The following is a 24,657-nucleotide window of genomic DNA, read 5'->3' on the forward strand; positions in this document are numbered from 1 at the left end:
GTTAAATTTGAAGCATTATGCATCTCAGTCATCCCCTTTAAACTTTTGTAATGTAATGTTTTATTTAACAGGCAAAATAAAAGTCTACCCTGTAAAATAAAAAAGGATAAGAAAGCAGACATTTCAGTCCGCCATCTTATCCGGCAAATAATCTATCTTGAGTATCCGCCCTCCGATGAGCAAGTTTATTTTAGAACAAAAAGGAGGAAAATGTCAACTGATTTTTAATGCCTGTTTCTTATATATTTTAATCATTGTAGAATTAAAGCAGTTTTCAAGTGGTCATAAAGGGCCATAAATGACAGGCAAGTATATTGACATGCGGGTACATAAATGATATGCTACTAAAAGTAAACTTTGAGGGAATGAAGTTCTCCCGTGGATGATTCCAAAAACGCTTTTTAGCTGATGACTTCTGTGTAAAAACAGGGGTGTCAGCTTTTTTTGTTGGAAATTATTACGCCGTATCTGTTATAGGAGCTGAGACCTTCCGGCAGTCAGGCTGTAATTATCCCGTATTGTGGGATGGCTGTTGGAGAAGAAAACTAGAGTAAAGGATGAAGAAAATATGTATGACAGAATAAAAAGAGTATTAATGACTTATAAGGAATTGGTGGTTTTGGGCCTGCTGGGAATTCCGATCGGGTTGGTAGTGGGCAGCATTGATGCGGTATTTGGGAGGATTCTGCTGGGGATCACTGATTTCAGGGATGCGCATCCGTTGCAGTTGATCCCCTTTCTGGCCCTGGACGGTGCATTCATAGCATTCTGTTATCTCAAATTCGGGGGGAAAAGCAGTAAGGGAATGAATTTGATTTTTGAAGTCGGCCATGGGGAGGAGGAAGTGATTCCGCTCAGGTTGATTCCGTTTGTCATTTCCGGCACCTGGATTACTCATTTATTTGGCGGCAGTGCTGGGCGGGAAGGGGTGGCAGTACAGATTGGGGCGACTTTTTCCCATTGGGTGGGTAAGAAAATTCCGCTGAAAAACAGTTCCCATATCTTTTTGGTAACAGGGATGGCCGCCGGATTTGCCGGACTCTTTCAGACACCGCTTGCGGCAGTATTTTTTGCAATGGAGGTTCTGATAGCCGGTGCATTGGAATATCAGGCGCTGCTCCCTGCCGTTACAGCTGCATTTACAGCCAGTATGACTTCTCATTTCCTTGGGCTGGAAAAGTTCACCTTTGCTCTGACAGCGGAAATGAATTTGAATCTGCCGGATATGGGAAAGCTGATCCTGGCCGGAATTCTGTTCGGAATTGTGGGCGGCGCATTTGCCTGGACGTTGAAATACATAAAAGCGAAACTTTCCAGGATTTGGAGCCAGCCGGTTATCCGCATCTTCTACATGGGACTTATCATAAGCTTGCTGCTGCTTTTGCTCTATCAGGGGAGATATGCAGGGCTGGGGACGAATCTGATCCATACAAGTTTTTATGGCGGGGAAATTTACAGCTTTGACTGGATGCTGAAATTCATTCTAACAATCATGACACTGGCGGCCGGTTTTCAAGGCGGTGAGGTCACTCCGCTGTTCGCCATCGGCGCAAGTCTGGGAGCGGCAGCCGGACCTGTGCTGGGAATCCCCCCGGAACTTGCGGCGGCGCTAGGCTATGCCGGCGTCTTCGGAAGTGCCAGCAATACATTTCTGGCGCCGGTGCTGATCGGGGCGGAGGTGTTTGGTTTTGCATACTTTCCACAATTTTTTATAACGTGCGCGTTTGCGTATCTGTTTAACCTAAACAAATCCATATATTCTCTACAGAAGATATGGGGAGGAACGCGTTCTGGTTAAAGGGGCGCGCTGTAGATGGACAGTCAGGGAGCCGCATTCGGATATACATGCTGTCTGATAATGCACCCGTGGGTCAACGAATTCTAGGAAAAAATCAGGCGGGAAACAGGGGCACGGGATGACACAGCGTGAGAAAATTGATATTTTCCCACACTGGGTCATCCGAGACCGTGATTCGGAATCACGGTCTCTCCCCTGTTTCCCGCCTGATTTTTTCCAAGAATTCGTAGGATCCACTCTAGCATTATCAGACAGCATGTATATCCGAATGCGGCTCCCTGACTGTCCATCTACAGCGCTAGACTCATCAAGACAGAAGTGCGGCTTTCCCGGTGGGGATATCAGATGGGAGCAGTGGATCACGTTGGGCTGCAAGTGGGATATTGGGAGGGGAAACAAAAACGGACGGCCAGTTGTGAACATGTTGGGAGCCACATATAAATCCAGTGGTAATAAATTACGGTACTGAAAGTATACAATATAACCAACATACAAAAGCGTCTGCATAAAAATACTGGAGTCAATATTCCTCCTATTATCCAATTCAATCCGCTGCTCCCGCCGATCATTCCCCCCAAGTGTCGGAACATCTTCCGCAAGGATGCACGCAGCCTGCCGAAAGAGGGGGTTCTGCCCGGGGGCGGGAAACAGGAAGGGGCCTTTCAGCAAGCATAGAATGCGCGCTAGAACGGCTTAGCGGAAACCCTGCCGGATTTTGAGGCTGAACTCGGCTCACAAAGCCGAGTTCAAGACGGCCTGAGCTGCACAATCATCAAGATTGTGCAGTGAATGCCGTCGGTGTCTCAAAATCCGGCAGGGTTTCCGCTAAGCCGTTCTAAGCAAATGGACAGCTTGCAGAAAGGCCCCTTCCTGTTTCCCGCCCCCGGGCAGAATCCCCTCTTTCGGCAGGCGTCCCCCCTTACACACATCTCCCGCCCACTATTATGATCTTGACAATAGTGTGCGTCATACAGTATAATTTGTTTATAGGAGGATTTACTATGCCGGAAGAGAAGGATTTGATGGCGAACCTGACGTCAGAGCTGCGCAGGGGCACGCTGATTCTTAGTGTGCTGAGCCAGCTGGGGGAAGCCAAGTATGGATATGCTCTTGTCCAGAGCCTTGAGGAGAAGGGCGTAGAGATCGACCCGAACACGCTGTATCCTCTGCTTCGGCGTCTGGAGAAGCAGGGACTTTTGAGCAGCGAATGGGACGTGGGAGAATCAAAGCCGAGGAAATATTACAGAAGGACTCCCATGGGAGATGATATTTACAGGGAACTGAAGGCGCAGTGGGAGCAGCTTTCGTTTAACATGGATCGGATTTTAAGGGAGGGAGCGTTATGACAGACAGGGAGAGAGAACTGATTAATCGCTATGTATATGAAGTTACGAAACGTGTCCCAAAGGAGCAGCGGGATGAGATTGAGCTGGAGATGAGAGAACTGATCGGGGATATGCTGGAAGAGCTGACGCTCGATCAGGTATTTGCAAAACTTGGAGATCCGGCTGTGTTTGCCCGAAAGTACAGGGAAGATAAAAATTATGTCATCAGTCCTGATTATTATGACAATTATATCTGGGTGATGAAGATCGTGCTGATCTGTGTATGGACAGGGATGTTTATTTCCATGGTGGTTCAGTGTGTGATTGACTATAGAAATGTATTCTACGAGATAGCGCGTTTCATAAGCGGGCTAATGACGGGGTCTGTTGGTGCATTTGGAGCGGTGACGCTGGTCTTTGCATTTATGGAACGGCAGAAGATAAAGGTGGAACTAAAGAAGGATAAGGTCTGGACCTCCGATATGCTGAATCCGATACCGGATAAGAAGGCCAGGATCAGCCGGGGGGATTGTGTGGCATCCCTGGTATTTATCATGATTTTTGCCTTTATTCTCATATTTGTACCGCAGTTTATTGGAGCAAGCTTTACAGATGGGAACGAAGTTACACGCATTTCCCTCTTTAATCTGGACAAATGGGGGATGATACTGCCCATATTTCTGGTTGCCCTGATGGCTGCATTTGTAGATGAAATTATCCGGCTGGTAGCCGGGTGCTACTGCCGGACTGTGATGCTGAGCAGTGTCATAGCGAATGTGATTCAGGTAATATTGGCGATACTTGTATTAAAAGTATTTCCCATCTGGAATCCCAATTTTGTATTTGAGTTAGAGTCAAACTTAAGCGAGTCATTACACTGGAAAAATGAGCTGATTAACAGGTGGAATGCAGGGCTGCTATCTGACATCATCCTGGGGATCATCGTATTTGCATCAGTCATAGAGGTTGGACTGACCGTGTACAGGACTGTGCGGTATGGGAGAGATTTGGGCGGGCGTTGAGATATGAAAACCAGTATGGTTTCCGGAAAAGAACACTTTGAATTAAATAGACGCTGAGAAAGAGGTATATTACTGCTTATGCAGATGCATCCAGAGTACCTCAAAAGCAGGAACACAGCCAGGGAGTTGTATGCCCTGGCTGTGATGTTTTGTGACTATAATTACAGATCAAAAGAATCCAGTTCTTGGATTTGTCTCTTTTTTTGCTGCATTTTGCTATGGTTCTGCTCCAAGAGCGGGGTTATCTTTTGGCATAAATCCTCGGTTATCCGCAGGCATTCCAGCGCGTCCTCCCTGTTAACCTCTACAAAGTTATCACCAGGATATCTGGCGTCATAGTAAAAATCGCCAAGCCACTTCATGTCTTTTGATGAAAGGTCTAATTTAGGATAAATTTCTTTCAGCTTGTTGGTGATAGCCCGCAAATTATGGGAATGCATAAGTCCCAGAGCATCTTCCGCAAAAGTTACTTCTAAAATTGCCTTCAGGTATTTCTCAGCAGACTGCGCGCACAGAGCAGCGACTCCATTATAGTTGCCAAGCTGTTCACCTACCTGCATTCCGGCCTTTGCATAACAATAATCGTTATACGCCATTCCATAGTAAGAATTTATTTTTTTTTCCATAATACGATTCCCTCCTTTTTGACCTGAGATACTAAAAGGCATTCTGAGTTTCGAAATGTTTCAATATCATAAAAAACTAAATCTATATTCTCTTCATCAAATTCACTGCATAAATCACCTCGGAGTAAGCGGTCGGGAATGCATGATGTAATTGCCATTAAATCAATATCGCTTTTTATGGTTTGTTCTGTACGTGCATAGCTGCCAAACAGTATAATATATTCCAAATCAGGTATTCGGCTGATCAGGTACTGTATCTTTTCTGCAATGAAAGTTTTTGTAGTACCTTCCAAAAAAGATATTGACTCATCTATTTTCATTATGCCCTCCTTATCGGTTGAGTTGCAGAGTTTTAGGGGTGTTGGTATAAATTTCTGAGTGATATATTAATTTATCATAGCATAAAATATATGTCAAAAACAATCTGTATTTGGTACGTTTAGTGGAAAATATAAGTAAATCAGCTCAAATATTTAGTTTTTTTTATTCATAATAAAATTTTACTTCAGGCAGGCGTCCCTTCTTCGTTCTCCCCCGCTTTCAATAAGTACTTGCAATATTGAAAGGGAAGAGGTAAGATTCTTTTATAAAACGATTTATGAAAGAAAAATCCACCCCCGTTTAAGAGCGGGTTTTTAACAGGAGGCAGCATATGGGCACAGGGATCGGAATCGATAAAAGGAAAGCAAATTTAGCAAAGGTGGCAAAGTTCATCCTGCACCGCCGCAGCACATCAAAGCCGGAGATTGCGGCTATGCTTGGCCTGAGTATGCCAACGGTTTTACAAAACGTGAAGGAGCTGCTGGAGCGCGGAATTATCGTTGAGAGCGGGGAATATGAGTCGACCGGCGGGCGTAAGGCAAAGGCATTGTCAGTCAATGCGGGGTTGAAGTATGCGGCAGGGATTGATATTACGGCGAATCATATCAGCTATGTCGTGATTGACCTGACGGGAGAACTGATAGAAAAAGAACGGATCCGGGCCGTGTTTGAAAACTCACTGGAGTATAATGAAAAGGTGCATCAGGGCTTTCTGGAATTTGTGCAAAGAGCAGGGATCGAGGCTAAAAGGATTTTGGGCGTGGGGATTTCGCTTCCGGGGATTATCGACAAGGAGCATGAGACCCTGATCATTTCCCATATCTTAAGGCTTAAGAATGTAAGCCTGAAAAATCTTAGCCGTTTGTTTGAATATGAAGTCTGCTATGAGAATGATGCCAACAGCGCGGCGATGGCGGAAATGTACCGGCTGGAGAAGAATGCGGTATATTTGTCCCTGAGCAATTCGGTGGGCGGGTCTTTTTATATTCATAACGGAATATACGAGGGGGATGATTACCGGAGCTCCGAATTCGGGCATATGATCATTGTGCCGGGAGGCAGACAGTGTTACTGCGGGAAGAAGGGATGCGTGGACGCTTACTGTTCCGCACAGGTTTTGGCAGCGAAAGCGGATGATAATCTGGAGCAGTTTTTCGAAAGGCTGGATAGAGGCGATGAAGATTTGCAGCAGGTATGGGATGAGTATCTGGAGTATCTGGCGGTAACAGTTACCAATCTGAGGATGGCATACGACTGCGATATCATTCTTGGCGGGTATGTGGGGGGATACCTGGAAAAATATATGGCGGAATTGAGTAAAAGAGTGATAAAATATAATGGCTTTGAGAATGACACAACTTATCTGAAAACATGCAGCTTCCAAAAGGAGGTGTCTGCTGTAGGAATTGCGATGAGTTTTGTGGAAAATTTTTTTGAATCACTCGGGCGTGTTTAGTATGCATTAATGGAACAATGGGCAAATGTGATTTGCAGGGAAATGAGTGGCGGTTACTGTTCACGGAACAAAGGAAGACTATGAAAAAGAATATTTTTTATTCCAGGACAAAGAAAGGGTCTGGTGGAAAATGAAATCTATATACTGTATATTGCTTATAACTATGTGTTTAAATAACAATATATAGTATAAATGTTTCGTTTTCCAAAAACTCTTTCTTTGTCCTTATATTTTCTGAGACGAAGTACAAATCAAGTAGAATCTCTTACAATCAATTCTGTATTCAACAATATATGTTGTGTCGGCGAAGATGGATTTTCTATCAAATCTAGTAACAATTCACATGACTGATGCCCGATCTGCCGTTTCGGCTGGCTGATCGTGGTTAAGGAAGGAACAACCATTTTAGATAAATCAATATTATCAAACCCGATGACCGCGATATCTTTGGGCACCTGCAGATTGCAGTTTTGTATTGCTTTTATTGCGGCTGCGCCATAGACGTCGGATACACAATAAAAGGCATCGGGATGGTCAGGTTTCTTTAATAAGGCCGATATGATAGAAACAGCCATATCAAAATCAATACTTGAAACATGCATGATCCATTCATTTCTGGGAACCAGCCCGGCTTTTGCCATGGCTTCTAAATAGCCCTTTTCACGGTATTTTGCGTATGCATTTGTCAGCATGCTGTTGATAAGGGCGATCTTCGTTCTCCCGGTAGAAATTAAATAATTGATTGCAATCTGAGAGGAATAAATATCGTCAATGGATACAAAGGAAACATTGGGCAGATAGCAATGCTCCGAACACATTACGATGGGGTACTTTAGCCGCAGTCTGCTTAATTTCTCTTTGTCAAAGATATTATGGACGAGAAGCAGACCTGAAAAATGATTCTGATCCATAATGACTTCATACTCGTTTAATGCATTTTTATAGTCTGACGCTTCATAAAAAAAAGTGCGGAATCCCCTGGAAGCAGCCGCTGCCTGGATTCCATCGATTACCTCCGTATAAAAAGGGTTTCTAAAATCCGGAAAACAAACGAGAATAGAGCAGGTGTTCGTTGCTGTTTCGGCTATGTGAAAGTCTTTCGGGGTTAGGCCAAAGTGGGAGATTGCCTGTAATACTTTTTGTGTGGTTTCAGGCTTTACATATCCACTTTTATTAATAATGCGGGATACAGTAGCAATGGATACATTTGCCTGTTTTGCAATTTGTGAGATGGTTACGGTTTTTGAAATAGCCATGCTGACCTCCTGGGTGTAAAAAATATGTAAAATTTACATACAAATTAGTGAAAATATTTAAAAATCGATCCTTAAACTGCTGTTATTAATGAAAATTATATAAGGTATTGAAAAGAATGTCAATCGATAATATAATAAAAGTGTAAAAATTACATATTAAAGTAAAAAATGTGAAAAAAATCAGAAAGGAGGTGCGAATATGAAGCAGGGATTTGTGACTGCTGTTATGGATCAGTATTCAATAGAAGAAGTGATTGATTTTGCAGCTTCCAATGGGTTCGAATGCATAGAAGCGGCATGTTGGCCAAAAGAAAAAGCGGAAAGACGTTACGCAGGTGTAACACACATTGATGTGGATAAACTAGATCATGAAAGCGCAGAGTATATTTTAACCTATTGCCGGAAAAGAAGAATAGAAATATCTGCATTAGCCTATTACCCAAATGTATTGGATCCTGATTTGGAAAAAAGAGCTTATTGTATTGAGCATTTAAAAAAAGTCATAGAAGCCGCCAACAGATTGAAAGTATATATGGTGACAACATTTATAGGAAGAGTTCCCGATTTGAATGTTATGAAAAATTTAGAGATCGCAGAGGAAGTCTGGGGGCCTCTCTTACAATTTGCAGAGGAGCTGGGGGTTAATATAGCAATTGAAAACTGTCCGATGCTATTTACAGAGGACGAATGGCCCGGAGGAAAGAACATTGCAACATCGCCCGTTATCTGGAGGGAATTGTTTCATAGGCTGCCAAGCCCCAATTTAGGCCTGAATTATGATCCGTCACATTTTATATGGCAGGAAATGGACTATATCAAACCGATCTATGAATTTAAAGATAAAATATTTCATGTCCACTATAAAGACATTAAGCTGAATAAAGAGGCGAGAAGTGAGGTTGGTATACTGGCGGCGCCGCTGTCTTATATGACTCCCAGGATTCCGGGGCACGGAGATGTGGACTGGGGGGGCTATATATCTGCATTACTCGAAATTGGATATCAGGGGGCTGCATGTATAGAAATAGAAGATAAATCTTTCGAGAACAGGAAAGAGAATATAGAAAATGCACTGAAGATCAGCAGACAATATTTAAAACAGTTTATTAATTATCCGGAACTGCCAGACAGCCCAAAAGTCCGGAACTGAGATTTGCATAATCCATAAATAGACGGTAAAAAAGGAGAGGAGGGATAAATTTGCAGAAAATTGCAGTGGGAGTGATCGGGCTTGGCTTTATTGGAAAACAGCATATTGAAGCGCTTAGAAGAGTTCCTGGAATTGAGGTGGCTGCTGCGTCCGATGCGGATGCTTCCATGCGGAATTGGTGTCAGGCAAACGGAATCGAGAATTTCTATGTAAATTATCAGGATATGCTTAAGAAAGTAAAGCTGGATGCTGTACATGACTGCACGCCGAATCATATGCATTTTGAGGTGAATAAGGCGATATTGGAAAGCGGCCGTCATGTCTATAGTGAAAAGCCTTTGACGCTGCGTTCGTCGGAGGCGTTGGAGCTTTGCAGGCTTGCAAAAGAGAAGGACAGGCTTGCGGCAGTTAACTTTAATTACAGAAATAACGCGATGGTACAGGAAATGAAGGGAAGAGTACAGGAAGGAAGGCTGGGAGGCTTCAGCCATATTCAATTGGAGTACTTACAGGATTGGCTGCTATATGATACGGATTTTGATTGGCGGATCAGCAGGGAGACAGGCGGTGAGTCCAGGGCAACAGCGGATATAGGATCTCATTGTTTTGATACGCTTCAGTTTATTACGGGAGAGAGGATTACCGCAGTCTATGCAGTTTTTCATCAGCAATACCGAAAGCGAAAGTATTGTAAGGAAAAGAGAGAGACATTTTCCGGCGGACAAAAAGGAGATACTTATGAAGTGGCTGATGTAGAGAATGAAGATGCCGCACATATTTTGTTCAGGCTGGAAGGCGGGATAATAGGAAACATTGCGGTAAGTCAGGTATGCGCGGGAAAAAAGAATGGCTTAAAAGTTCTGATCAGCGGCGAAAGAGAAGCTGTCCAGTGGGAGCAGGAGAATCCGGATAAGCTGTGGATCGGGCATCGGGATGGCGGAAATGAAGTTTTATATGCAGATGGAAAATACCTGACCGACTATGCAAAATCATTCGCAGTGCTGCCGAACGGGCATCCGGCAGGTTGGACGGATGCATTGACGAATGGAATAGGAAACTTTTATTCGCAGATCAGGGATAGAAAAAGCAACATTCGATACGCAAATTTCGAGGATGGATATTATATTTCCAAAATTGTAGAAGCATGTATAGAAAGCAGCCGGCTTAACCGCTGGGTGGAAATAAAAGGAGGAGAAAAATATGAAAAGAAACAAAGTGATTAGTATGGGACTGGCTGGTATGTTAGCTCTGTCACTTATCGGTTGTGCAGGAAAGGGGGAAGAACAGCCCAAAAAAGAAGCGGATGCCAAAGAAGAGCTTACAATCTTGATTGACGGCACGACTGAAGGGACAGACGGATACCTGATCAAACAAGGCGCGTTGGAATTTGCCAAGGAGTATGATGTTGACGTTAAATTCGTAGAAACACCATATGCCGAGATCCACCAGAAGCTAATGAACGTGGGGGCAAGCGGCGGCAGTGATTTTGATGTTGTATTTGTAGAGTCAGACTTCGTTGCCCAGATGGGGAAAGCGGGGATTTTAGAGCCTCTCAATGAATATGTAGAAAAATCAGAGTCGTTAAAGTGGGATGATTTTGTGGACTCCACAGTTGAAAGAAATACTTTGGAAGGTACTGTATATGCAATTCCACAGGTTGCAGATGTCCAGACAACCATTTACAATAAGGAGATTCTTGCGGATCTGGGATTCGCAAATCCGCCTGCAACGATTGATGAGTTTATCGATTACTGCGTAAAGGCGAAAGAAGCGGATTATTTGCCGATGGCAGTCAGATTTAATTCCACGGCGCTTCCGTGTCAGTTGATGGGGCTGTTCCTGTTTACAGATAACGGTGCATTTGTAGAAAAGGACGGCGACACATGGAAAGCGGCTCTGGATAATGAAACCGGCGCAAAGTGGGTAGAAAATGTAAGAAAGATTTTTAGCACAATTAACGGGGATACACTTGTTACAATGGATGATACAGCAATGTATGATGCGCTGAATACCGGTAAGGCAGGATGTACAATCGGCGGCGCATGGATGTATGATGCTTTAAATGATGATATGAGGGAGAAGATGGTAACTGCTCCGTTCCCGAAAGGCTCAGGAGACCAGGTGGCTTTGATGAGCGGCTGGAATTTAGGGATTTTTGCAAACTCAGAGCATAAAGACCTCGCATTTAAGTTTTTGGAATATAAAGCCGATGCGGAAAATGCAGGAAAGATGACAGCTGGACTCAGCGGAAGGAAGGATGCCGAGGAGCATTTTACAGAAGAGCAGAAAGCATATTATCCGGAATTCCAGGAGCTGATGCAGTATGGTATGGGCATTACTTCAGCAGAGTTTACGTTGAGAAGTGAAATGACGACAGCCATTCTTCCGGTTTTCCAGGAAGTGACATTCAGTGATGATGCTGCGCCGGCAGATGCTGCGAAAATGATGAACGATGCAATACAGAAAACAATAGATGAGAATCAATAAAATCCTGGTGTGCTGGCACATGGAGACATGATGTGGCAGTCTGCCGGAACAGTATGAAAGGGCCGGGCATCGGCTGGTTGGTTGTTTAGCCGGCCGGCAGATGCCGCCGGTTGTTTTCCGGGGAGAGATTAGAAATGAAAAACACGACAAAAAAACTATTGCCTTATCTTTATAGTACACCATTTCTTATTTTGTTATTTGCATTTGCATTATGTCCGTTTATCTTAAATATTGGTATGAGTTTTACCAATTACGGTTTAATGCGCGCTGAGTGGAATTTTGTGGGCCTGAAAAATTATTCTGACATTTTAATGGATAAGACAACTTGGAAAGCGATTGAACTTACGGTAGTTTTTATTATTGGGTGTGTTGGACTGACGATGCTGCTGGGCATGTTTTATGCTATAATCATGACGTTTAAGATTAAGGGGATAACCCTGATAAAAGCTTTGATTTTAATGCCGTGGATCATTCCGGAATCCGTGACTGCTTATGTATGGAAATGGTTATTTTCAGCCGATTCCGGACTGGTTTTTTATATTTTAGAGAGGGTAGGCTTGATTTCAAAAGATACTTCATTTTTCTTTGACGGTAAACTTGCCATGCTGATGATTATTCTGGCAAATGTCTGGCGGACGGCTCCTTTTGTGGCGATTATGACGTATGCAAAGCTGAGTGCAGTTCCGGATGGGCATGTGGAGGCAGCCCAAATAGACGGGGCCAGTTCTGTTCAGGTATTTCAATATATAAAAATCCCCTGGATGATGCCGATTCTAAAAAGATGTGCGATGCTTCTTTTCGTATGGTCATTCAATTCCTTCTCCATTATCTATATTCTCACGAATGGAGGTCCGGCAGGAGCCACCACGACGCTGCCTTATCTGATACGCCAGGCTGGATTCGTGAACTTTAATTTTTCCAGAGCGGCGGCACTTAGTACGATTTCACTGTTGATCATATTGATCTGCGCGTGTCTGGCGAAAATGATAAATGCTTCGGCTCAATGGATCAAAAGAAAGGGGGAGATACGGCTATGAAGAAAAAGAAGAGAATAGCGATGGTACTGCAATATGCAGCATTGCTGTCGGCATTATTGATCATTATTTTCCCGATATATTGGATTATTATCAGTTCGTTTAAGATAAAAGAAGATATACTGTCTTATCCTCCGAAACTGTTTCCAAGCCAGTTTACGCTAGAAAATTATGTGACAGCGTTCCGGGAATATGATGTATTAATGTATTTAAAAAACAGCCTGATTGTTACGGTGGTTACCGTGATTCTTACTGTTATTATCGCCGCGCTTGCCGCATATGCAATGTGCTTTTTCAAGTTTGCACCAGCCAAAATATTAAATAATCTGCTGTATTTGCTCCAGGTACTGCCGACAATTACTATGATGGTTCCCTTGATGACGCTCTACCGGATTATGGGAATACAGAATACTTATACATCATTAATCCTTACGTATACTGCGGCTATAACAGGGGTTCCTATTGCACTGATTTTAATTACCGGGTATTTTAAGGCAATACCGATGGAATTGTTTGAATCAGCCAGTATAGACGGAGCGGGCTCTTTTAAGGCATTTTATAAAATATTGCTGCCGCTGGGGGCTCCTGGCCTGGTGTGTACGGCTATCTATGTTTTTGTGCAGGCATGGCAGGAATTTATGTTTGCTGTAAACCTGATAACGGCTCCGGAAAAATACACTTTGCCGGTAGGGCTGCAGAGTTTCGTAGGAATGCGGAGTACGGACTGGGGCGGTATGATGGCAACATGTACAATGATAGCGATCCCTGCAGTGATATTGTTTACAGCGGTTCAAAATTACTTTGTGGACAATCTGGCGGGCTCGGTAAAAGAATAATAAAAGAGAGGATGTAGACTATGGCTATGAAGGTAGGATGTGCAGCATGGACGTGGACGGAACCAGCCCATAATCCGCCGTATGAAGGCGCAATTAAGGCAATTGGGGAACTGGGATTTGACGGGGTGGAATTAATACTCCGTGATTTTGAGGATGTAGAATGCTATTGGACCGTAAAAAAGAGAAAAGAAATTAAAAGTATGCTGGATTATTACGGTTTGGAAGTCTCTCAGTTTGCAATGTTTCAAAATGTAATGGATGGGTTAGCCAGCCTGGAAAATGACAGAAAACAAAAATCGATTGATGCATTTAAGGCAGGGTGTGAAATCAGCGCTGCTTTAGGGTGTGATATTGTTAATTTTGTATCTCCCTGGCCGGATACAATTACTGCTCCCAATTCTTATCTGCCGGAATATTATTATATCAATGTTCCGGGCGTGGATCCGAGGATCCGTGCATTGCAGGTATTTCAGACAAAGTTAAAGTACCGGTTTCCGAAACCATTTGAATGGGAGAAGTATTGGGAAAGCCATGTGGATGCGGTCAGGACAGTAACAAAGATTGCAGGCAGTTATGGGTTTAAACTTGCAATTGAAAATCACGCGAATACAATGACACCCCATACAGATTCCATTTTAAGATTATGTGAGGAAGTAGGAGAAGAAAACTTAGGCGCAAATCTGGATACAGTATGGGCTTACTTACAGAGAGAAAACCTTCCGTGGGCAATCTATAAGTATGATAAGAAACTATTCCATGTCCATATGCGGGACGGTGACGGGCTGGCAGCCTATAACCTTCCGGTAGGTTATGGAAATACAGACTGGGAAATGGTAATTAAGGCATTGAAGGAGATCGGTTATGAAGGATACCTTTCACTTGAATGGGCGCATGACTCAGAAAAGCATAAGCATTGTCTAGAATCTTTAAATTATTTGCGTACATTAATCGCAGCAGTTTAATGTTTCGGGGAAAGTAAGAAAAGGTAACGGTTCAGGTCTGTCTGAACTGTTATAAGAGGAGGAATATATGGCTATTAAGATAGGATGCACAGTATGGACATTCATGCAGCCCGGTTATCATGCTCCATATGAAGAGGCAATTCGCAAGGCGGCTGATGTTGGATTTGAAGGAATCGAGCTGATGGTTGATGATGAAAAGGAGCTGGAAGCATACTGGACAGAGGCGAAGACAGAGGAAATCAAACTTCTGCTCAAGCAGTTGAAACTGGATTTGATACAGATCTGTATTTTTCAAAATCTGGCAGGAGGATTCGCAAGTCTGGAGAAAGCAGATAGCGAAAAAGCCCTTTATAATTTCAGAAGAGTATGCAGGCTGGCGAAAAAGCTGGGGGCTCCTGCAGTCAACTTCCCGGTTCCGTATCCGGAAAACGATATTCGGGCAAAAACGACGGCAACTTTGCCGGAATATTTTTATTTAAACACTCCGGATATGGTATTGCCAGGCGGCGAGACAAGGTGTGTTGACGGCTGGCGTTTTGATGCAAAATTCAGACTTTATTTTCCAGCGGATTTCAAATGGGAAAAGTACTGGGAAAATTTTGTTGAGAATATGAAAAAAGTTTCTGAAATAGCGGCATCGGAAGGCGTGACTTGCCGGATTGAGAACACTTATAATACAATGGCTCCCCACACAGACTCTATATTGCGCTTATTGAAACGGGTTGAAAGTGATGTGTTAAGTGTAAGCTTTCACAGTGCACAGGCATTTCTGCAGAGAGAGGTCCTGCCATGGGCGGTGCATAAATATGGGAGGAAAATGACTCACTTCCGGGCGTGCGACGGGGATGGACTGGCCTGCTATAATCTGCCGGTTGGGTCAGGGATTATTGATTGGGAAGGCGTTCTGAGCGCCTTGCAGGAAATTGGGTACGACGGATATCTTTCATTTGAATGGCTGAATGATGCTGATATAGAAGAGAACGCGGCAGAATCGTTGGGGTATATTAGGAGAAAATTGAAAAAGGTATATAATCGTTAATTAAAGAAGCAGAAAGAAACGAGCATCGACTTATACCTCTTCCTGTGTTATGATAATGTTTGATTATTATAGAACAGAAAGAGGTATTTTTGATGAGCAATACATCAGTGAATAACCCCCATAAACATATCTGCCTGGGTATCCTTGCTCATGTTGATGCAGGAAAAACAACGCTGTCGGAAAGCATGCTCTATACGGCAGGCAGTATTCGGAAGCTGGGCCGGGTGGATCATCAGGACGCTTTTTTAGACACATTCGATCTGGAGCGTGCGAGGGGGATTACCATCTTCTCAAAACAGGCGGAATTTGTGTGGAAAGATATGGAGATTACGCTTTTGGATACACCGGGCCATGTGGATTTTTCGGCTGAAATGGAGCGCGCTCTGCAAGTGATGGATTTTGCAGTGCTTGTGATCAGCGGAGCGGACGGCGTACAGGGGCATACAGTTACCCTCTGGCGTCTTCTGAAACAGTATCAAATCCCGGTATTTTTATTTATAAACAAGATGGATCAGGAGGGAACGGATCGAGAGTTAATTCTAAAAGAACTAAAGAAACGTCTGAGTGACGGGTGCGTGTGCTTTCATGAATTATCTAACCTCGAAAATGCAGAGGACAGCTGCCTGGAGAATCTGGCAGTGTGTGAAGAAGGCATGCTGGAGGAATACCTGGAGACCGGGAAGCTTGGGCTGGATTCAGTGGTACGCGCGGTCCGTGAAAGAAAAGTATTCCCTTGTTACTTTGGATCCGCACTCAGACTGGAAGGCGTGGAAGAATTGATGGAGGGGCTCAGGACGTACATGGCCAGTCCTGCTTATTCCCATGAATTTGGGGCAAAGGTTTATAAGATCGCGAGGGATGAACAGGGAAACCGGCTGACCTATCTGAAGGTGACAGGAGGGACTCTGCATGTGAAGGATGTACTGCCTGGCACGGAGGAGAAGATCAACCAGATCCGTATCTATTCGGGCGTAAAGTATGAGGCCGTCCAGTCGGCTGCAGCGGGCCGCGTGTGTGCTGTGACAGGCCCCGTCAGTACGTATCCGGGACAGGGACTCGGCGCGGAGAAGGAGCTGGACATGTTCATACTGGAACCGGTTCTGACCTATCAGATTCAGCTTCCTGAGGACTGCGATGTGCATCAGATGCTGCTGAATCTTAAACAGCTGGAGGAAGAGGAGCCTCAGCTTCATATCGTGTGGGAGGAGCAGCTCGGAGAGATCCATGCCCAGCTGATGGGAGAGGTGCAGACAGAGGTGCTGAAAAGTATGATATGGGAGCGCTTTAAGGTCCGCGTAGAATTTGGCGAAGGGAATATTGTTTATAAAGAAACGATTGAAGAACCGGTGGAGGGTGTCGGGCATTTTGAGCCGCTTCGGCATTATGCGGAAGTGCACCTGCTTTTGGAGCCGGGAGAACGGGGATCAGGCCTTCAGTTTACGTCTGCCTGCAGTGAGGATGTTCTGGACAGAAACTGGCAGCGGCTGATCTTAACTCATTTGGAGGAAAAAGAGCATAAGGGAGTTCTGACCGGCGCGGCTGTCACGGATATGAAGATTACGCTCACAGCAGGGCGGGCACATCTGAAACATACGGAAGGCGGGGATTTCAGACAGGCCACGTACCGTGCGGTGCGCCAGGGGCTAAAAAAAGCGAAAAGCATTTTGCTGGAACCGTATTATGAATTCCGTTTGGAAATGCCTTCGGACCATATCGGGCGCGCGATGTCTGATATACAAAAGATGTACGGCCGATTCGATCACCCCGGGATGGACGGGGGGACCGCGGTGCTTACCGGAATCGTTCCGGTAGCGACGATGCGGGGATATCAGCGGGAATTTATTTCCTACACGGGCGGGCAGGGCCGGATGTTCTGCAGCCTGAGGGGATATGAGCCGTGCCATGATCAGGAGGCGGTTATATCCGCATCCTGTTATGATTCCGAGGCCGATATGGAGAATCCGACAGGATCGGTTTTCTGTGCCCATGGGGCCGGATTTGTCGTGAAATGGGATCAGGTGGAGGAGTATATGCATATGGAAAGCACTCTGAAGACAGACGCTCCCGAACAGGATTCTTTTGTATATATACCGCCGGCTTCCGGCTCTTCTTCCAGGATAGAGCTGACACAGTCGGAACTGGATGCGATCTACAGGCGGACTCCGGATCCGGTAAAAAGAAGGGCACAGAGTGCGCCGGTTACCGTTAAGGCGCCGGAAAAGAAGCCATCCGACGGAAAATGGGAGGAACGGCAGAAAAATAAGAAAAGCAGAGAGACCTTTCTGCTAGTTGACGGCTACAACATTATTTTCGCATGGGAAGATTTAAGCGCCCTGGCGGAGGTAAACATAGAGAGCGCCAGGGACAAGCTGATGGATATTCTGTGCAATTATCAGGGATATAAACAGTGTACACTGATTCTGGTATTTGACGCCTACAAGGTGGAGGGAAATCCGGGGGAGGTTCTGAAACACCACAACATTTACGTAGTTTATACCAAGGAGGCGGAGACCGCGGACCAGTATATAGAAAAGACGGTACGCCGCATAGGACGGGGGTATGATGTTACGGTTGCTACATCCGATGCCCTTGAGCAGGTAATTATCCTTGGGCAGGGAGCGCAGCGGATGTCTGCAGACGGATTGAAAGAGGAAATAGAGCTTATGCAGAATGAGATTCGAAGTGAGTACCTGAACAAACCGGAAAATGCAAGAAATTATTTATTCGACCACATGTCAGAGGAATTGGTCAATGAAATGGAAAATGTGCGGTTAGGGAAAAAGAGGAGGGATTCTTAACCTGTGTTTAGGAAATATAGTGGGTGATATTTATAAAAACCACATCGTTTTGGAAGGCAGTATGCCTTAACCAATTCGATGTGGTTTTTCTTTAGGATGCTGAACAAAGAGAAATGCCGGGTGATGATAAACAGCACAGAATCTTATGACTGCTATTATGATGCATAACTCAAAGTAAATTCAACCAAATATACACATGTTTTTTTGTATGTTTTACCAAAAATGAAAAAGAATATTGACTTTTTAAATAAAGTGGGGAATAATATAATTACTTTAATAAAACGTTTAATAAAAGATTAAAACAAGGAAGCGAGGTATTATAATGTTAAAGAGGAAAGAGAACACAATGCTTCAGCAGATTATGACAGCGCCCAAGGAAATTACGTTCAGGGAGGTACCCGTACCTGAACCGGGAGAGAAACAGGTTTTAGTAAAGGTCATGAATATAGGGATCTGCGGCTCGGATATTCATGTATATCATGGACAGCATCCCTTTACTACATATCCTGTCACCCAGGGACATGAGGTATCAGCGGAGGTTGTAAAGCTGGGGGAAGGCGTGGACGGATTAGCAATAGGACAAAAGGTAACGATTCAGCCGCAGGTGGTGTGCGGAGAGTGTTATCCGTGCCGGCATGGAAAGTATAATCTCTGCGAGGAACTGAAGGTCATGGGATTTCAGACAACGGGCACGGCATCGGAGTATTTTGCGGTTGATGCAGAAAAAGTCACACCGCTTCCGGAAGCTATGAGTTACGAGGAAGGCGCTATGATTGAACCCTTGGCGGTAGCCGTACACGCCGTAAGACAGGCAGGCGATGTGAAAGGATTGAAAATCGCAGTTCTTGGAGCCGGCCCGATCGGCAATTTAGTTGCCCAGACAGCACTTGGTATGGGTGCAGAATCCGTATTGATAACAGACATCAGCGGTTTGAGGCTGGAGAAAGCAAAAGAATGCGGGATTAAGCATATGGCTGACACGAAGGAAGAAGATTTTGGTGAAGCTATGATCCGTGTATTCGGTCCTGACAAGGCGGATGTTATCTACGACTGTGCAGGCAGCAACATAACAATAGGTCAGGCAATTCAGTATGCAAGAAAGGGCAGCACAATTATTCTGGTTGCTGTATTTGCAGGAATGGCAGAGGTGGATCTGGCCGTACTCAATGACCATGAACTGGATCTTAATACAACAATGATGTACCGTAATGAGGATTATATAGAAGCAATCCGCCTTGTGAATGAGAAAAAGGTACATCTGCGTCCGCTGATTTCAAAAACATTTGCGTTCCAGGACTATAAGCAGGCGTATCAGTATATCGAGGATAACCGGGAGACAACCATGAAAGTAATCATTAACGTGCAGGAATAAGGGAAAAGGGGTCAGACCCCTATGAAGATTCCAAACGTATTTTTTCATAAGGAGGATTAAAAAATGGGAGCCGTAGAGCTAAGTTCAGGTGTTTCGCCAGTCATACACAGCAAGGAGACAAAATGCAGCGCAGTCTGTGAGATTCCGGTAAAAGCAGATAAAAGGGATACAAATGTTAAGGTGCCGTTTGTTAGTAAAATCGCCTATGGCATGGGCGATGTGGGATGCAATTTCAGCTGGATGTTTGTAGGAAACTTTTTGATGATATTTTATACAGATGTTTTTGGGATTAGTATGAGCGCAGTAGCAGGCCTTATGTTGTTTTCCCGTTTTTGGGATGCGATCAATGATCCGATGATCGGGAGCCTGACAGATAAGACAAAGTCACGCTGGGGACGTTACAGGCCATGGCTGCTGATTGCAGCGCCGCTCACCGCAGTGATACTAATGCTGACATTCTGGGCGCATCCGGACTGGACTTCCACGGCAAAAATAACGTATATGGCGGTGACATACTGTATTCTTGTCCTGGGCTACACCTGTGTAAATATTCCATATGGAACCTTATGCGGGGCTATGACACAGAATATAGAGGAGAGGGCAAAGATCAATACATCCCGCTCTGTGGCGGCCATGATAGCTATCGGTATCATAAATATTATCACAGTGCCGCTGATTACCAGGCTGGGCGCGGGAGACGATAAGCGGGGTTACCTGATGATAGCGGTGATATACGGCTGTATATTTGCTGCCTGCCATATCTTTTGCTTTGCCAAAACAAAGGAAGTTGTTGCAGTTCCCGAAAAACAGAAAGTATCTATCATGAAGCAGCTGAAGGCTGTTGCACAAAACAGGCCTTATATCCTCGCATTAATAGGGCAGATGTTATTTGGCTTTACACTATATGGAAGAAACGCGGATGCATTGTATTATTTTACATACGTAGAAGGCAATAAGGCGTTTTTTACAACATATTCCATGTGTATTATCATTCCGTCTATTATCGGGGCAGCATGTTTTCCGCTGTTGTTCAAATGGACGAACAATAAAGGGCGGGCCGCTTCTATTTTTGCCTTACTGACAGGAATCAGTATGCTAAGCTTATACTTTTTCAGTGTTCAGTCTTCGCCGATTCTGTTTTATGGGGTGTCGGGGCTAACACAGTTCTTCTTCTCCGGATTTAATACGGCAATTTATGCAATTATACCGGACTGCGTAGAATACGGAGAATGGAAAACCGGGCTTCGCAATGACGGATTTCAGTATGCGTTTATTTCGCTGGGAAATAAAATCGGCATGGCGCTGGGGACTTCTCTTCTGGCTCTCATTCTTGGTGCAGCAGGATATGCGGCAAATCAACAGCAGAATGCGGCGGTGCTGGCTGTTATGAAACATTCTTTTACTACAATACCAGGTGTTTTATGGGTGGTGACAGGAATTGTACTGGTTTTTTATAGGCTGAACAAAAAGCGTTATAATGAAATAGTAGAAGAAATTAACGTAAGAAAATCGGGATTTAGTCGGCAAGCTTTAGACTTGTCGACGGATGGGGACGCTTCATGACAGGGAGGCCGGGGAGGTGCTGGGGCTGTATATGCCGTTGCGATATGCACCCATGCTGCTAAGTGATTCTAGAACACCCGATGCAGGATAGGCGGGTATGCTGAACACATCACAGGAAATCTGATGATTTCCCGCGCTGGGTTCAGCAAAAACTTGATTTGGAGATCAAGTTTTTCCCCGCCTATCCGGCATCGGCTGTTCAAGAATCACTAAGCGCATTCCAGCATATCGCAACGGCATATACAGCCCCAGCACCTCCCCGGCCTCCCTGTCATAAAGCTGGCTCATCCAATCGGCAGGAAAACCCACCAACCGGGTGGGATCCCGGACCAGGGCAGCGGATGTGGATTGGCTATGCGTGTCTTTTCATCTTCAAGATGTGTATGAACTGGAAGCCGTATCACCTTACTTATATACACCTACTGGGGACATAAAAAAACAGTCAATTCTATATCCATACGCTGCCCCCGTTTGAGGCCCCTCCTTAGAAACGAGCTTTTTCCTGCCGGTTGGATGCGCCAGCTCCATGAAGGGATCGCCAAAAGCCTTCCGGAGAACATCCATGTCCTTTCAAAAACGCTCAAAGCGGACCTTAGAAATTCTTGGTGGGAAACAGCCCTGAAAATGGAGAGATTTTTGGATTCCGAATCCAAAAATCAACTGACCCAGCGCGAGAAATCATCGGATTTCTCGTGATGTGTCAGTGGTGCTCCATTTTCAGGGCTGTTTCCCGCCTAGAATTTCTTAGGTCCGCGGCCGCGTTTTTGAAAGGACATGGATGTTCTCCGGGAGGNCCTCCCGGAGAACATCCATGTCCTTTCAAAAACGCTCAAAGCGGACCTTAGAAATTCTTGGTGGGAAACAGCCCTGAAAATGGAGAGATTTTTGGATTCCGAATCCAAAAATCAACTGACCCAGCGCGAGAAATCATCGGATTTCTCGTGATGTGTCAGTGGTGCTCCATTTTCAGGGCTGTTTCCCGCCTAGAATTTCTTAGGTCCGCGGCCGCGTTTTTGAAAGGACATGGATGTTCTCCGGGAGGCTTTTGGCGATCCCTTCATGGAGCGTCCCCATCCGTGCCGCGACTAAAGCGCGTCACTAACTCCCGATTTTGATGTTGGCTGGGGTGTGAAATGTAAGTCGCAGAGGATACATATGGTATCAGTAAAAAATTCCTGTTGACAATCTGCACAAGTCCGGGATATAATAAAGAAAATTTTTCGAGAGAGGTAATGTATGTTACGTGTGGTAGTAATGGAGAATACGGCTAATTAAATAGTTGTGGGGAAGCAGCGTTGTCGTTTTTATGGGACAGCTGTATCCTTTTATCTGCCTTACAAAATGCGAACATACGCTTTGGATAGATATCTGTGATAGATGAGATTTGAAGAGCATGGCTGTATGGTCATGCTGTTTTTTTCTGTTATAGTATATTTATACGCCACGGAAGTAGTATGCCTGTATATGGGCAGATACTTTTCGTGGCGTTTTTTATTGAAATAAGCATACCTGCAGGGTACCGTATTATGCGGCTCTCCGGAAGGTTCCGATGTAAACGTTGGAATAAGGTTAAAATTCAGGACAAAATAACAGGTTGGTTATTTTTTAGGAGGTCAATATGTTAGATACAGAAAAAATACTAGAATTTGATAAAATAAAAGAACAGCTGGCAGATCTGGCATGCACGGAGGGGGCAAAAGAGCAGGCAAGGGATCTGAAACCATATCTGTCCGAAATTGATGTCAGAGCCAGGCAAAAGGAGACAACAGAAGCCCGGGATATGATTGAAAAATGCGGGACGCCGCCGATGACGGCGCTGCAGGGAATCGGGGAATGGATCGAGTTTGCTGGCAAAGGAGGGTGCCTTACCGCCGAACAGCTGGAATGTATTGCCGGGACTCTTACATCTGTAAGAAGGCTGAAGTCCTATCTTGAGAGAGGGAAGCAGTATGAACTGAGCCTGGCTTATTATGAAGAAAATCTGGACTCACTGGATGAGATCTGTGAAGAATTGAATCAAAAGATACGAAATGGTGAAGTAGACGACTATGCCTCTAAGGCTTTAAAGTCGCTCAGGGAGACAATTGACAGGACAGACGATAAAATGCACCAGAAGGCAGAAGCCGCACTGCGGGCAAACAAATCCTATATGTCTGATAGTTTCAGCACAGTAAAAAACGGACATCTGTGTATACCGGTCAAGAAAGAATACCGATTTAAGATTGCAGGTGCAGTGATTGACAAATCCGCTACAGGAAGCACCTTATTTGTGGAACCGGCTGCAGTTGCCGCGCTCTACGATGAACTGCAGGAACTCAGGATTGACGAGGAAAATGAGGTGATCAGGATTCTGTACACATTGTCGGGGCTGCTGTCCGATAAGGAAGAGATTATAAAGAAAAACAACAGGACAGTTGAAAAGCTGGATTTTATTTTCGCAAAAGCAAAGCTGAGCCTGGAAAACGGTGGGACCCAGCCGGAAATCAATACGGAACGCTATATCAAGCTGAAGGACGCAAGACATCCTCTGATGGACAGAAAAGTCAATGTACCTTTGAACTTTGAAATAGGGAATGGTATAAACGGTGTTATTATTACCGGCCCCAATACCGGAGGAAAGACAGTGGCAATCAAGACTGTAGCGCTTAATTGCATGATGGCGCAGTGCGGAATGCATGTCGCATGTGATCATGCAGAAATATGCATGAATAATGCGGTGTTATGTGATATCGGGGATGGACAGAATTTGTCTGAGAACCTGTCCACATTTTCCGCACATATTACAAATGTATTGGATATACTAAAAACAGTGAGCCGCGAAAGCCTGGTTATCATGGACGAACTGGGTTCCGGCACAGATCCGGCAGAGGGGATGGGAATTGCCATCGCCATTCTGGAGGAACTGAAAAAGAGCGGGGCGCTGTTTCTGGTCACCACACATTATCCGGAGGTAAAAGAGTATGCCAAACGGGAAGAGGGAATCGTGAATGCGAGAATGACCTTTGACAAAGAGAGCCTGCGTCCGTTATATCAGCTGGTCATCGGAAAAGCAGGAGAGAGCTGCGCTTTCTATATTGCAGGTAAACTGGGGATGCCGGGTAATATGCTCCGAACCGCAGCCAAAGCTGCCTACGGAGAGGAGGCAGAGCAGGACTTTCAGACAGAGACGGACAACCAGGAACTAAAAAGACATTCTTATCCAAAGATACAGAAAAAGAAAAAAGTTGTAATGCAGGAGAAGGCAGCAAAATACCAGCTGGGAGACAGCGTGATGGTCATGCCGGATAAAACAATAGGAATCGTCTGCCAGACTGCGAATGAAAAGGGAGTACTCCGTGTACAGATGCCGGATAAAAAAATATGGATCAACCACAAAAGAATACGGCTGCACGTTCCTGCAGACCAGTTGTATCCGGAAGATTACGATTTTTCCATCATATTTGACAGTGTTGAAACACGGAAGACAAGACATGATATGGAAAGAAAATACGTACAAAAGACACTAAATTGTGACGAGTAGTTCAAAGGGGTCAGACCCCTTTGAGCAGCGCTGAAGTTATTGACGCACAGGTACTGCATTGATATAATAAATTCATGATACATCAGTGAGGT

Annotated in this window: 18 protein-coding genes and 1 riboswitch; of the genes, 15 read left to right on the plus strand and 3 right to left on the minus strand. The window is 44.7% G+C overall.

Annotated features, from left to right (window positions below):
* Positions 1-352: 352 nt before the first annotated feature.
* A riboswitch (Fluoride riboswitch) is annotated at positions 353-425 on the plus strand.
* Positions 426-568: 143 nt separating this feature from the next.
* From GKG43_RS15525 to GKG43_RS15535, 3 genes are all read left to right on the plus strand, one after another.
* Positions 569-1,798, plus strand: coding sequence for a chloride channel protein (locus GKG43_RS15525; protein WP_129879325.1), 1,230 nt, complete (start codon positions 569-571; stop codon positions 1,796-1,798).
* A gap of 1,001 nt (positions 1,799-2,799) precedes the next feature.
* Positions 2,800-3,144, plus strand: coding sequence for a helix-turn-helix transcriptional regulator (locus tag GKG43_RS15530; protein ID WP_129879326.1), 345 nt, complete (start codon positions 2,800-2,802; stop codon positions 3,142-3,144).
* A complete protein-coding gene (locus GKG43_RS15535; RefSeq protein ID WP_050638921.1) occupies positions 3,141-4,145 on the plus strand; it encodes a hypothetical protein in 1,005 nt (334 codons plus the stop codon). Before GKG43_RS15530 ends, GKG43_RS15535 begins: the two co-directional genes overlap by 4 nt.
* Positions 4,146-4,306: 161 nt before the next feature.
* Here GKG43_RS15535 and GKG43_RS15540 read toward each other — a convergent pair whose 3' ends face one another.
* A complete protein-coding gene (locus tag GKG43_RS15540) occupies positions 4,307-4,771 on the minus strand; it encodes a HEPN domain-containing protein (protein ID WP_050638920.1) in 465 nt (154 codons plus the stop codon).
* On the minus strand, positions 4,756-5,091 hold the full coding sequence (locus GKG43_RS15545; protein ID WP_050638919.1) for a nucleotidyltransferase domain-containing protein: 336 nt from the start codon (positions 5,089-5,091) through the stop codon (positions 4,756-4,758). The genes GKG43_RS15540 and GKG43_RS15545 overlap by 16 nt, the downstream gene beginning before the upstream one ends.
* Positions 5,092-5,423: 332 nt before the next feature.
* Here GKG43_RS15545 and GKG43_RS15550 point away from each other — a divergent pair, with 332 nt between their 5' ends.
* The gene (locus tag GKG43_RS15550; protein ID WP_050638918.1) at positions 5,424-6,548 is read left to right on the plus strand and encodes an ROK family transcriptional regulator; all 1,125 of its coding nucleotides are present in this window, start codon (positions 5,424-5,426) and stop codon (positions 6,546-6,548) included.
* A gap of 251 nt (positions 6,549-6,799) precedes the next feature.
* On the opposite strand, the gene GKG43_RS15555 is transcribed toward GKG43_RS15550, so the two are convergent.
* The gene (locus GKG43_RS15555) at positions 6,800-7,804 is read right to left on the minus strand and encodes a LacI family DNA-binding transcriptional regulator (protein ID WP_050638917.1); all 1,005 of its coding nucleotides are present in this window, start codon (positions 7,802-7,804) and stop codon (positions 6,800-6,802) included.
* Positions 7,805-8,003: 199 nt separating this feature from the next.
* Here GKG43_RS15555 and GKG43_RS15560 point away from each other — a divergent pair, with 199 nt between their 5' ends.
* From GKG43_RS15560 to GKG43_RS15610, 11 genes are all read left to right on the plus strand, one after another.
* Positions 8,004-8,954: a sugar phosphate isomerase/epimerase gene (locus GKG43_RS15560; RefSeq protein WP_050638916.1), complete on the plus strand. Its 951-nt coding sequence runs from the start codon at positions 8,004-8,006 to the stop codon at positions 8,952-8,954.
* A 50-nt stretch (positions 8,955-9,004) separates the two neighbouring features.
* The gene (locus GKG43_RS15565; RefSeq protein ID WP_050638915.1) at positions 9,005-10,177 is read left to right on the plus strand and encodes a Gfo/Idh/MocA family oxidoreductase; all 1,173 of its coding nucleotides are present in this window, start codon (positions 9,005-9,007) and stop codon (positions 10,175-10,177) included.
* A complete protein-coding gene (locus GKG43_RS15570; RefSeq protein WP_050638914.1) occupies positions 10,155-11,441 on the plus strand; it encodes an extracellular solute-binding protein in 1,287 nt (428 codons plus the stop codon). The genes GKG43_RS15565 and GKG43_RS15570 overlap by 23 nt, the downstream gene beginning before the upstream one ends.
* 134 nt (positions 11,442-11,575) lie before the next feature.
* Entirely contained in the window at positions 11,576-12,478 is a 903-nt protein-coding gene (locus GKG43_RS15575) for a sugar ABC transporter permease (RefSeq protein ID WP_050638913.1), read from the plus strand.
* Positions 12,475-13,311, plus strand: a complete 837-nt coding sequence (locus GKG43_RS15580; protein WP_050638912.1) for a carbohydrate ABC transporter permease — start codon at positions 12,475-12,477, stop codon at positions 13,309-13,311. The genes GKG43_RS15575 and GKG43_RS15580 overlap by 4 nt, the downstream gene beginning before the upstream one ends.
* A gap of 20 nt (positions 13,312-13,331) precedes the next feature.
* Positions 13,332-14,273, plus strand: a complete 942-nt coding sequence (locus GKG43_RS15585) for a sugar phosphate isomerase/epimerase family protein (protein WP_050638911.1) — start codon at positions 13,332-13,334, stop codon at positions 14,271-14,273.
* 67 nt (positions 14,274-14,340) lie between these two features.
* Complete coding sequence (locus tag GKG43_RS15590; protein ID WP_050638910.1) at positions 14,341-15,312, plus strand: sugar phosphate isomerase/epimerase family protein; 972 nt, start codon at positions 14,341-14,343, stop codon at positions 15,310-15,312.
* Between the two features lie 92 nt (positions 15,313-15,404).
* Positions 15,405-18,110 (plus strand): TetM/TetW/TetO/TetS family tetracycline resistance ribosomal protection protein, encoded by a 2,706-nt coding sequence (locus GKG43_RS15595; protein WP_129879327.1) that lies wholly within the window; start codon positions 15,405-15,407, stop codon positions 18,108-18,110.
* 346 nt (positions 18,111-18,456) lie between these two features.
* Positions 18,457-19,482, plus strand: coding sequence for an alcohol dehydrogenase catalytic domain-containing protein (locus GKG43_RS15600; protein WP_055155189.1), 1,026 nt, complete (start codon positions 18,457-18,459; stop codon positions 19,480-19,482).
* A gap of 63 nt (positions 19,483-19,545) precedes the next feature.
* Positions 19,546-21,045: an MFS transporter gene (locus GKG43_RS15605; RefSeq protein ID WP_278314256.1), complete on the plus strand. Its 1,500-nt coding sequence runs from the start codon at positions 19,546-19,548 to the stop codon at positions 21,043-21,045.
* A 1,618-nt stretch (positions 21,046-22,663) separates the two neighbouring features.
* Positions 22,664-24,565, plus strand: coding sequence for a DNA mismatch repair protein MutS (locus GKG43_RS15610; RefSeq protein ID WP_050638908.1), 1,902 nt, complete (start codon positions 22,664-22,666; stop codon positions 24,563-24,565).
* Positions 24,566-24,657 lie beyond the last annotated feature (92 nt).

It is taken from the genome of Eubacterium sp. BIOML-A2 (assembly GCF_009680135.1).
GTDB classification, from domain to species: domain Bacteria; phylum Bacillota; class Clostridia; order Lachnospirales; family Lachnospiraceae; genus Faecalicatena; species Faecalicatena contortus_B.

Excerpts from the sequence above, each read along its gene's own strand:
- GKG43_RS15525 (WP_129879325.1), top strand. The coding sequence starts at position 569 with ATGTATGACAGAATAAAAAGAGTATTAATGACTTATAAGGAATTGGTG.
- GKG43_RS15545 (WP_050638919.1), bottom strand. The coding sequence starts at position 5,091 with ATGAAAATAGATGAGTCAATATCTTTTTTGGAAGGTACTACAAAAACT.
- GKG43_RS15560 (WP_050638916.1), top strand. The coding sequence starts at position 8,004 with ATGAAGCAGGGATTTGTGACTGCTGTTATGGATCAGTATTCAATAGAA.
- GKG43_RS15530 (WP_129879326.1), top strand. The coding sequence starts at position 2,800 with ATGCCGGAAGAGAAGGATTTGATGGCGAACCTGACGTCAGAGCTGCGC.
- GKG43_RS15605 (WP_278314256.1), top strand. The coding sequence starts at position 19,546 with ATGGGAGCCGTAGAGCTAAGTTCAGGTGTTTCGCCAGTCATACACAGC.
- GKG43_RS15590 (WP_050638910.1), top strand. The coding sequence starts at position 14,341 with ATGGCTATTAAGATAGGATGCACAGTATGGACATTCATGCAGCCCGGT.
- GKG43_RS15540 (WP_050638920.1), bottom strand. The coding sequence starts at position 4,771 with ATGGAAAAAAAAATAAATTCTTACTATGGAATGGCGTATAACGATTAT.
- GKG43_RS15600 (WP_055155189.1), top strand. The coding sequence starts at position 18,457 with ATGCTTCAGCAGATTATGACAGCGCCCAAGGAAATTACGTTCAGGGAG.
- GKG43_RS15580 (WP_050638912.1), top strand. The coding sequence starts at position 12,475 with ATGAAGAAAAAGAAGAGAATAGCGATGGTACTGCAATATGCAGCATTG.
- GKG43_RS15585 (WP_050638911.1), top strand. The coding sequence starts at position 13,332 with ATGGCTATGAAGGTAGGATGTGCAGCATGGACGTGGACGGAACCAGCC.
- GKG43_RS15575 (WP_050638913.1), top strand. The coding sequence starts at position 11,576 with ATGAAAAACACGACAAAAAAACTATTGCCTTATCTTTATAGTACACCA.
- GKG43_RS15570 (WP_050638914.1), top strand. The coding sequence starts at position 10,155 with ATGAAAAGAAACAAAGTGATTAGTATGGGACTGGCTGGTATGTTAGCT.
- GKG43_RS15535 (WP_050638921.1), top strand. The coding sequence starts at position 3,141 with ATGACAGACAGGGAGAGAGAACTGATTAATCGCTATGTATATGAAGTT.
- GKG43_RS15595 (WP_129879327.1), top strand. The coding sequence starts at position 15,405 with ATGAGCAATACATCAGTGAATAACCCCCATAAACATATCTGCCTGGGT.
- GKG43_RS15555 (WP_050638917.1), bottom strand. The coding sequence starts at position 7,804 with ATGGCTATTTCAAAAACCGTAACCATCTCACAAATTGCAAAACAGGCA.
- GKG43_RS15610 (WP_050638908.1), top strand. The coding sequence starts at position 22,664 with ATGTTAGATACAGAAAAAATACTAGAATTTGATAAAATAAAAGAACAG.
- GKG43_RS15550 (WP_050638918.1), top strand. The coding sequence starts at position 5,424 with ATGGGCACAGGGATCGGAATCGATAAAAGGAAAGCAAATTTAGCAAAG.